Source organism: Pseudomonas gingeri, assembly GCF_013386165.1.
GTDB lineage: Bacteria > Pseudomonadota > Gammaproteobacteria > Pseudomonadales > Pseudomonadaceae > Aquipseudomonas > Aquipseudomonas gingeri_C.
Window position 1 is genome coordinate 120,281 of the sequence record NZ_JACAOS010000030.1, and the last position, 8,885, is coordinate 129,165.

Sequence of the window (8,885 nt, forward strand, 5' to 3'; positions counted from 1 at the left end):
GACCTCTGGAGAAACACATGACTTTTTCTCAACACGTCGCGGTCATCAGCAGCGACGAGCAAGCCCTGATCGTGGCCAGCGACCTGGCCGAAGACTTCAAGCGCGACAGTGTCGTGCGCGACCGTGAGCGGCGTCTGCCACTGGCCGAACTGGAGGTGTTTTCCCGTTCGGGCCTCTGGGGCATCAGCGTGCCGAAAGCCTACGGCGGTGCCGGGGTGTCGAATGTCACCCTGGCCAGGGTCACGCAACTGATCGCCGAGGCCGACGCGTCCCTGGGGCAGATTCCACAAAACCATTTCTATGCCCTGGAAGTGCTGCGGGTCAACGGCAGCGAGGCGCAGAAACAACGGCTGTATGCCGAGGTCCTGGCCGGTCGGCGCTTCGGCAATGCCCTGGCCGAACTGGGCACAAAAACCGCCCACGATCGCATCACCAGCCTGCGCCGCGATGGCGACGGCTACCGAATCAACGGCCGCAAGTTCTACGCCACGGGGGCTTTGTATGCCCAGCGCATCCCGACGTCGGTAGTGGATGAGCAGGGCGTCCAGCAGTTGGCTTTCGTGCCCCGCGACAGTGTCGGCCTGAATGTGATCGACGACTGGAGCGGTTTTGGCCAGCGCACCACCGGCAGTGGTTCGGTGGTGTTCGAGGATGTGTATGTGGCCGCCGAAGACGTGATCCCGTTTCAAACGGCTTTCGAGCGCCCGACCCCGGTCGGCCCGCTGGCGCAGATTCTCCATGCGGCCATCGACACCGGCATTGCCCGGGCGGCCTATGAAGACACCCTGCATTTTGTCCGCACCCGCACGCGTCCATGGATCGATGCCAGTAGCGACAAGGCCACTGAAGATCCCTTGACCCTCAAGAGCATCGGCCACCTGAGCATTCGCCTGCACGCCGCCGAGGCGTTGCTGGAGCGGGCCGGTGAATACCTTGATCGGGCCCAGGCCGAGACCAACGCCGAGACAGTGGCGGCGGCCTCGATTGCCGTCGCCGAAGCGCGGGCCATCAGTACCGAAATTTCCCTGGCGGCCGGCAGCAGCCTGTTCGAGCTGGCCGGCAGCCAGGCGACCCTGGCCGAGCACGGGCTGGATCGTCACTGGCGCAACGCGCGGGTGCACACCCTGCACGACCCGGTGCGCTGGAAGTACCACGCGGTGGGCAACTACTACCTCAACGCGGAAAATCCGCCGCTGCGGGGGACGATTTGATGGCGAAGAAAAAGCTCCTGCTCAATGCGTTCAACATGAACTGCATCGGGCATATCAACCACGGACTGTGGACCCATCCACGGGACAACTCGACCCAGTACAAGACGCTGGAATACTGGATCGAGCTGGCGCAATTGCTTGAGCGCGGTTTGTTCGATGGGTTGTTTATCGCCGATATCGTCGGGGTCTACGACGTGTATCAGGGGGCGGTGGACGTGCCGTTGCGGGAGTCGATCCAGTTGCCGGTCAACGATCCGCTGCTGCTGGTTTCGGCCATGGCGGCGGTGACGAAAAACCTCGGTTTTGGCCTGACGGCCAACCTCACCTACGAGGCGCCGTACCTGTTCGCCCGACGGATGTCGACGCTCGACCATCTGAGTCGTGGGCGGGTTGGTTGGAACATCGTCACCGGTTATCTCGACAGCGCCGCCCGGGCTATGGGCCTCAAGGAGCAGGTCGAGCATGACCGACGCTACGACCAGGCCGATGAGTATCTGGAGGTGCTGTACAAACTCTGGGAAGGCAGTTGGGAAAACGACGCGGTGCTCAATGATTCTGCCCGGCGGATCTACGCCTTGCCTGAGAAAGTGCACAAGGTGCAGCACGCCGGTGAGTTCTATCAGGTGGAGGGTTATCACCTCTGCGAGCCTTCGCCGCAGCGCACGCCGGTACTGTTCCAGGCCGGCAGTTCGGAACGTGGTCTCGAGTTCGCCGGGCGGCATGCCGAGTGCGTATTTATCAGCGGGCAGAACAAGGCGGCGACCAAGGTCCAGGTGGACAAGGTGCGGGCCAGCGCGGTGGCGGCGGGACGTGATCCCGAGGGCATCAAGCTGTTCATGGGCTTGAACGTGATTGTCGGCGAGACCGAAGCCGCCGCCTGGGCCAAGCATGCCGAGTACCTGGGGTATGCCAGTGCGGAGGCGGGCGTGGCGCATTTTTCCGCGTCCACCGCGATCGATTTTGCCGAGTATGAACTGGATGAACCGATCCAGTATGTGAAGAGCAATGCGATCCAGTCGGCAACCAAAAACCTGCAGAACAATGACTGGACCCGGCGCAAATTGCTTGAGCAGCACGCCTTGGGCGGGCGCTATTTCACGGTGGTCGGCTCGCCCGAACAGGTGGCTGACGAGCTGGAATCGTGGATCGCCGAAACCGGGTTGGATGGCTTCAACCTGACGCGCATTGTCACTCCGGAAAGCTATGTGGATTTTATCGATCTGGTGATCCCGGAGTTGCAGCGGCGCGGGTCGTACAAGACCGCTTATGACCCGGGGACCTTGCGCGAGAAGCTGTTTCACGCTGAAGCCCATTTGCCCGAGCAGCATGCCGGGGCGGGCTATCGCCCTATCGCGAGCAAGCTCGCTCCTACAGTTTGATTTGATTGCGCAGCGCGGCCCCCTGTAGGCGCGAGCTTGCTCGCAATGGGGCCCGCTCAAACACCACACCTTTGTGCTTTGACTGGAAAACCACTTATGAAAACAACCTTCCTCCCCCATCCGGTCAAGGCACTGGTCCTGGCCCTCGGTCTCTTCAGCGCCGCCGCCCACGCCGCCGACGCACCACTCAAGGTCGGCACCACCGCCGCCTTCGCCATCCCCCTGGAAGCCGCTGTCGAAGAGGCCGGCAAACAGGGCCTGAAAGTCGAGCTGGTGGAATTCACCGACTGGATCGCCCCCAACGTCAGCCTCGCCGCCGGCGATATCGACGTGAACTATTTTCAGCACATCCCCTTCCTGGAAAACGCCAAGGCCGCCGCCGGTTTTGACCTGGTGCCCTTTGCCCCGGGGATCATCAACAACGTCGGTCTCTACTCGAAGAAATACAAAAGCTTCGACGAACTGCCGCAAGGCGCCACCGTGGCCATCGCCAACGACCCGATCAACAGCGGTCGCGGCCTGCAACTGTTGGCCAAGGCCGGCTTGATTACCCTTAAACCCGGCGTCGGCTACAAGGCAACCGAAGACGATATCGTCAGCAACCCGAAAAAGATCAAGATCCTCCAGGTCGAAGCCGTGCAGCTGGTGCGCGCCTACGACGACGCTGATCTGGTGCAGGGCTACCCGGCTTATATCCGTCTGGCGAAGACCTTCGATGCCGGCTCCGCGTTGCTGTTCGACGGTCTGGACCACAAGGAATACGTGATCCAGTTCGTGATCCAGCCGAAAGAGAAAACCGACCCACGGTTGATCAAGTTCGTCGATATCTACCAGCACTCGCCAGCGGTGCGCGCTGCCTTGGATAAGGCCCATGGCAAGCTGTACCAGGCCGGTTGGGAAGGCTGACATGAGTGTCGTCAATCTCCAGCGTCCACGCGAGGAAACGCCCCATAGCGCCGAGCAGACCGAGCTGCATCCTGAACTCAATCGTGCCCACGTGCGCTTTATCGGCCTGGGCAAGACCTACGAGGGCCGGCAGGGGCCGGTGCATGCCCTGCAAGGTATCGACCTGGCGATCCAGCGCGGCGAGGTGTTTGGCATCATCGGTCGCAGCGGCGCTGGCAAGTCGTCGCTGATCCGCACCATCAATCGCCTGGAACAACCGAGTTCGGGCCGGGTACTGATCGACCAGGTCGACATCGGCGAGTTCGACGAAAATCGCCTGGTGGAATTGCGTCGGCGCATCGGCATGATTTTCCAGCACTTCAACCTGATGTCGGCCAAGACCGTGTGGCAGAACGTCGAGCTGCCGTTGAAGGTGGCCGGGGTGCCGAAGCTGCAACGGGAGCAGAAGGTCCGCGAGCTGCTGGAGCTGGTGGGCTTGCGGGACAAGCACAAAGCCTACCCGGCGCAGTTGTCCGGCGGGCAGAAACAGCGCGTGGGGATTGCCCGGGCGCTGGTCCATGACCCGGCGATCCTGCTGTGTGACGAAGCCACCTCGGCACTGGACCCGGAAACCACGCAATCGATCCTCGGCCTGCTGCGTGAGATCAATCAGCGCCTGGGCCTGACCATTGTCCTGATCACCCACGAGATGGCGGTGATCCGCGAGATCTGTGATCGGGTGGTGGTGTTGGAGCATGGCCGGGTGGTCGAGCAGGGGCCGGTGTGGCAGGTGTTCGGCGATCCACGGCATGAGGTCAGCCGGACCTTGTTGGCGCCGTTGCAGCACACGTTGCCGGCGGAGTTGCAGGAGCGCTTGCGGGCACGTCCCGAGTCAGCGGAGTCGGCGCTGGTGTTGCGCCTGCAACTGACCGGCAACGCGGCCGACGAGCCGGACCTGGCGGCGCTGTTCAGTGCGCTGGGTGGGCGTGTGCGTTTGTTGCAGGGCGGTGTCGAACGTATCCAGGGACATGCCTTGGGGCAGTTGCTGCTGGCGGTGAGCGGCTCGGCGCTGGGGGCTGAAGAGCTGCGCCAGCGGGCGGGGCGTTGGGCACAACAGGTGGAGGTGCTGGGTTATGTGGCTTGAGCGTTTGTGGCAGGGAACGATCGACACTTTCCTGATGGTCGGTGTGTCGTCGTTGATCGCCCTGTTGGTGGGGATTCCGATGGCGGTGATCCTGGTCACCAGTGACAAGGGCGGGATTTATCAGGCGCCGGCGCTGAACCGGATACTGGGGGCGTTCGTGAACCTGTTCCGTTCGATCCCGTTCCTGATCCTGATGGTGGCGTTGATTCCTTTTACCCGCCTGATCGTCGGCACCACCTATGGGGTGTGGGCCGCCGTGGTGCCGCTGACGATTGCGGCCACGCCGTTTTTCGCGCGGATCGCCGAGGTGAGCCTGCGCGAGGTCGATCATGGTTTGATCGAAGCAGCCCAGGCCATGGGCTGTCGACGCTGGCATATCGTCTGGCATGTACTGTTGCCCGAGGCGCTGCCGGGGATCGTCAGCGGATTCACCATCACCCTGGTGACCATGATCAACTCCTCGGCCATGGCCGGAGCCATTGGCGCGGGCGGCCTGGGGGATATCGCCTACCGCTACGGCTACCAGCGTTTCGACAGCCAGGTGATGCTGACGGTGATCGTGTTGCTGGTGATCCTGGTGGCGCTGATCCAGTTGGGCGGCGACCGTTTGGCGCGGGTGCTGAACAAGCGTTGAGGGCGTTGTCGTCTGGGCGGACGCTATCGCCGGCAAGCCAGCTCCCATAGTGTCCGAGTTGTGCCGAAATACGGTATGCGCCCAAAAACCGTGGGAGCCGGCTTGCCGGCGATGAGGCCATGACAGGCGCGGCATCAAAGGGTGGGGTGATATATTCGCAACATCCACCCCAGCCCGTGCAGACCTCGATGAAAACCCTCGGCCCCAACGACCTCGAACAGATCGCTTCCACCACCCTCGGTCATTACAACCGCAGTGCCGAAGGTTTCCGCGAAGGCACCCGCGACCACGATGTGAGCCAGAATATCGACGCGTTGCTGCGGCATATCCAGGGCACCGCGCCCTTTACCGTGCTGGATTTCGGCTGCGGTCCCGGGCGCGATCTGCAGACCTTCACGCGCATGGGGCATATTGCGGTCGGCCTCGACGGTTCCGAGCGTTTTGCCCAGATGGCCCGTGAAGACAGCGGTTGTGAGGTGTTGCAGCAGAACTTCCTTGAGCTTGAACTCCCGCCTGAGCGTTTCGATGGGATTTTCGCCAACGCCGTGCTGTTCCATATCCCACGTCAGGAGTTGCCACGGGTGCTGGGGCAACTGCATGCCGCGCTCAAGCCCGGAGGCGTGCTGTTCAGTTCCAATCCGCGCGGGGAAAACCAGGAAGGCTGGAATGGCGAGCGTTATGGTTCCTATCACGATCTCGAAGCCTGGCGGGAACTGCTGGCGGCGGCGGGCTTTGTCGAACTGGAACACTACTATCGTCCCGCCGGGCTGCCGCGTGAGCAGCAGCCGTGGCTGGCCAGCGTCTGGCGCAGAACCTGAAGCAGGGCACTCTCCCCCTTAGGCGCTGACCTGTCGGGGTGCTCTATCGCAGCGATGAGGTCCTTGAGTCCAGCAGCGCCTGTCTGGACGCTATCGCCAGCAAGCCGGCTCCCACCAGTTTGTGTTTCACTACAAAAATTGCGTCGAGCCCAGGCTTCTGTAGGAGCCAGCTTGCTGGCGATGGGGCCAGCAAGACCGATGCCGCTATCAAGCCCCTCTCTACAGGGCGGTGGGTGTTTCAAGAGGGTACGGGTTCAGCGGCGCCGCTCTGCGTGCGGATCGAACGGGTCGCCGTCACCAGCGCCAGCAGCGGTGCCAGGGTAAACGCCACGAACAACCAGCGCGCCGCATTGGCCGCGCCTTCGCTGCTGCTCACATCGTTGATCCCGGCCATATTGACGATCCCTCCCGCCAGCGCCGAGCCCAATGCCATGGCGAACAACTGCATGGTGGTGATCGACGAGGCTGCGGTGTCGTGGTCCTGCTCCGATGCCACCTGCAGGATCCGTGTCAGCAGATGCGGCCAGCCCAGGCCGATACCAAAACCGATCAGGCTCAGGCCGAGGCAGATCGCCGCCAGCACCGGCCATTCACCCTGGCCGGCCAGAGGCGTGGTCAAGGCCAGGAGCACCAAACCGACCAGAATGAACAGCGGCCCGCTGACAATCGCCCGCGACACATTGCGTCCGGTCCAGCCGGAGCTGAGGATTTCCGACACCGTCCAGCCGGCCGCCATCAGCGCGGTCATGTACCCGGCGATCAGCGGCGACTGGCCGTGCAGGTGCTGGAGGAAGTACGGCATGAAGATCTCGCTGCTCATGCCGATCACCAACAGGCTGGTGGTCGCATAGAGTGCGCACAGCGGCGTGTCGAGGCGAAACGCCCCGATGGGCAACAGGCGGGTCAGCGCGCTGGACTCATGGCGCACCAACAGCAACACCAGCACGATACAGGTCGCAATGCCCAGCAGGTTCCAGCTCGGCAGCGACGAAACACTGCCAGCGCCGACCGCCAGCACCGCCGCCGCCAGCAGCATCAGTTGCGGCACCGGCAGGCGAATTTTGCTTGCTGTGGCCTTGTCTCGTTTGGGCAGCACGCTGCTGGTGAGGGCGATATAGGCCAGGCTGACGGGCACCATCGCGCCAAAGGCGAAACGCCAGGCATCGAACTCGGCGAACACCCCGCCCACGGCCGGACCGACCAGGGTCGCCACGCCCCACATGCCGGACACCAGGGCCATCGCCCGGGGCCAGAGCCGCTCCTCGAACACCAGCTGGATCATCGAGTAACACAGCGCCAACAGCATCCCGCCGCCGAAGCCCTGGATCGAGCGCCCCGTGACCATTATCGGCATGCTCGGCGCCAGGGCGCAGATCAGCCCGCCGAGCATGAACACCAGCGCCGCCGTGGCGTAGGCCAGGCGCGGTCCGGTGCTTTGCAGCAACTTTGAGGTGACGGCGGAGCCGAGGATCGACGCGACCACGAACAGCGTGGTGTTCCAGGCATAGAGTTCCAGGCCGCCGATTTCCTTGACCACCGAGGGCAGGATGGTGGTGGCGATGTAGGTGTTGGTCGCATACAACGCGATACCGCCGGAAAGGGCGATGGAGCGGGCGGCGTTCTTGCCGGAGAGTAATTCTCCCCAACTGCTGTCTTGGGTTTGCATGAACGATTCCTTGTTGTGCTTTCGCCTTGCAGCGCATGGCGAATTGCGTGAGCGTCACGGTTGAGTTAATTTGCCAAGCAAGTGCTTTGAATATTGTGGCGAGGCGATTTATTTTGTCAAGAAATGACTTGGAAAATACGGCGACGTCTCCGGCGGATCGTCTTCTGCACCTGCTCAAGACCCGGGGGCCTCAGTTGGCCAGTGATGCCGGACAGGTCCTGGGCACCACGGGTGAAGCGGCGCGCCAGCAGTTTGTGAAGTTGGCGGCGAGTGGGTGGGTGGAGGCGCGTTCCGAGGCTCGTGGCGTGGGGCGGCCGACGCAGGTCTGGCACCTGACTGCGGCCGGTCATGGGCGGTTTCCCGATGCCCATTCGGAACTCACGGTGCAGCTGTTGCAGACCGTGCGCGAGACCTTCGGTGAGGACGCTATTGAGCGCCTGATCGATGTCCGCGAACGGCAGACCCAGGCCCAGTACGAGCGTGAGCTGTCGAGCGCGCCGGACCTCAAGGACCGGGTTGAACGCCTGGTGGCGCTGCGGGTGCGCGAGGGCTATATGGCCGAGTGGAGCGAGCAGCCGGACGGCGCCCTGATGCTGGTGGAAAACCATTGCCCGATCTGCGCGGCGGCCAGTGCGTGCCAGGGTTTTTGCCGGGCTGAATTGCAGGTGTTCGAGCAGGTGCTGCGGGCGAAGGTCGAGCGGGTCGAGCATATCCTGCTGGGTGCACGGCGTTGTGCGTATCGCATTACCCCCACGGCCTGACACCTGACGCCGATCCCCTGTAGGAGCGAGCTTGCTCGCGAAAAAATGGCTTATCGCTACCAAACGATTGGGGTGGCGGCTGTACGCAGGTTGGTAGACCGGGAATCAAGGAACCCGGCGCACCCGAAGGCACCCCGCGCACAGCCGCCATAAACGAAAACAGCAGACTGTAAAAAGCGCCGGCTGATCGAATCGGCGGCGCGATGCGCCTTGATTTACCTCGGGCTACCAAACCCGATCACTGTATTTTTACAGTGACAGGACCCAGCCTAGAACCCCGAGCATGACAGGCGCAAACCAAAAGGATTTTCTAGGAAAGTTCACTCAAGGGAAAGGGAATCGTCCTCGGTCTGTGCTCAGAACACGCCCTTGTGGCGAGCGGGCTTG

General features: G+C 62.8%; 8 protein-coding genes. 7 read left to right on the forward strand and 1 reads right to left on the reverse strand.

All coding sequences use genetic code 11. The features are described from left to right. Positions 1 to 17: 17 nt before the first annotated feature. The 6 genes from HX866_RS32510 (at position 18) to HX866_RS32535 (ending at position 6,071) form a co-directional block, all read left to right on the forward strand. On the forward strand, positions 18 to 1,211 hold the full coding sequence (locus tag HX866_RS32510) for an SfnB family sulfur acquisition oxidoreductase (RefSeq protein ID WP_177141150.1): 1,194 nt from the start codon (positions 18 to 20) through the stop codon (positions 1,209 to 1,211). Continuing rightward, positions 1,211 to 2,590 carry an LLM class flavin-dependent oxidoreductase gene (locus HX866_RS32515; RefSeq protein ID WP_177141151.1) on the forward strand — a complete coding sequence of 460 codons (1,380 nt, stop codon included), beginning with the start codon at positions 1,211 to 1,213 and terminating at the stop codon, positions 2,588 to 2,590. Before HX866_RS32510 ends, HX866_RS32515 begins: the two co-directional genes overlap by 1 nt. A gap of 96 nt (positions 2,591 to 2,686) precedes the next feature. Further along, a complete protein-coding gene (locus HX866_RS32520) occupies positions 2,687 to 3,496 on the forward strand; it encodes a MetQ/NlpA family ABC transporter substrate-binding protein (RefSeq protein ID WP_177141152.1) in 810 nt (269 codons plus the stop codon). A gap of 1 nt (position 3,497) precedes the next feature. Continuing rightward, complete coding sequence (locus HX866_RS32525; protein WP_177141153.1) at positions 3,498 to 4,619, forward strand: methionine ABC transporter ATP-binding protein; 1,122 nt, start codon at positions 3,498 to 3,500, stop codon at positions 4,617 to 4,619. Further along, positions 4,609 to 5,253: a methionine ABC transporter permease gene (locus tag HX866_RS32530; protein WP_177141154.1), complete on the forward strand. Its 645-nt coding sequence runs from the start codon at positions 4,609 to 4,611 to the stop codon at positions 5,251 to 5,253. The genes HX866_RS32525 and HX866_RS32530 overlap by 11 nt, the downstream gene beginning before the upstream one ends. A 188-nt stretch (positions 5,254 to 5,441) precedes the next feature. Further along, complete coding sequence (locus HX866_RS32535; protein ID WP_177141155.1) at positions 5,442 to 6,071, forward strand: class I SAM-dependent methyltransferase; 630 nt, start codon at positions 5,442 to 5,444, stop codon at positions 6,069 to 6,071. Between the two features lie 238 nt (positions 6,072 to 6,309). Here the strand turns inward: HX866_RS32535 and HX866_RS32540 are convergent, their stop codons facing one another. Continuing rightward, a complete protein-coding gene (locus tag HX866_RS32540) occupies positions 6,310 to 7,737 on the reverse strand; it encodes an MFS transporter (RefSeq protein ID WP_177141156.1) in 1,428 nt (475 codons plus the stop codon). 128 nt (positions 7,738 to 7,865) lie between these two features. Here HX866_RS32540 and HX866_RS32545 point away from each other — a divergent pair, with 128 nt between their 5' ends. Continuing rightward, a complete protein-coding gene (locus HX866_RS32545) occupies positions 7,866 to 8,498 on the forward strand; it encodes a helix-turn-helix transcriptional regulator (protein WP_218179821.1) in 633 nt (210 codons plus the stop codon). Positions 8,499 to 8,885 lie beyond the last annotated feature (387 nt).

Bases quoted from the DNA above. Each gene is read 5' to 3' on its own strand.
- HX866_RS32520 (WP_177141152.1), top strand. From the start codon at position 2,687: ATGAAAACAACCTTCCTCCCCCATCCGGTCAAGGCACTGGTCCTGGCC.
- HX866_RS32535 (WP_177141155.1), top strand. From the start codon at position 5,442: ATGAAAACCCTCGGCCCCAACGACCTCGAACAGATCGCTTCCACCACC.
- HX866_RS32510 (WP_177141150.1), top strand. From the start codon at position 18: ATGACTTTTTCTCAACACGTCGCGGTCATCAGCAGCGACGAGCAAGCC.
- HX866_RS32540 (WP_177141156.1), bottom strand. From the start codon at position 7,737: ATGCAAACCCAAGACAGCAGTTGGGGAGAATTACTCTCCGGCAAGAAC.
- HX866_RS32515 (WP_177141151.1), top strand. From the start codon at position 1,211: ATGGCGAAGAAAAAGCTCCTGCTCAATGCGTTCAACATGAACTGCATC.
- HX866_RS32525 (WP_177141153.1), top strand. From the start codon at position 3,498: ATGAGTGTCGTCAATCTCCAGCGTCCACGCGAGGAAACGCCCCATAGC.
- HX866_RS32530 (WP_177141154.1), top strand. From the start codon at position 4,609: ATGTGGCTTGAGCGTTTGTGGCAGGGAACGATCGACACTTTCCTGATG.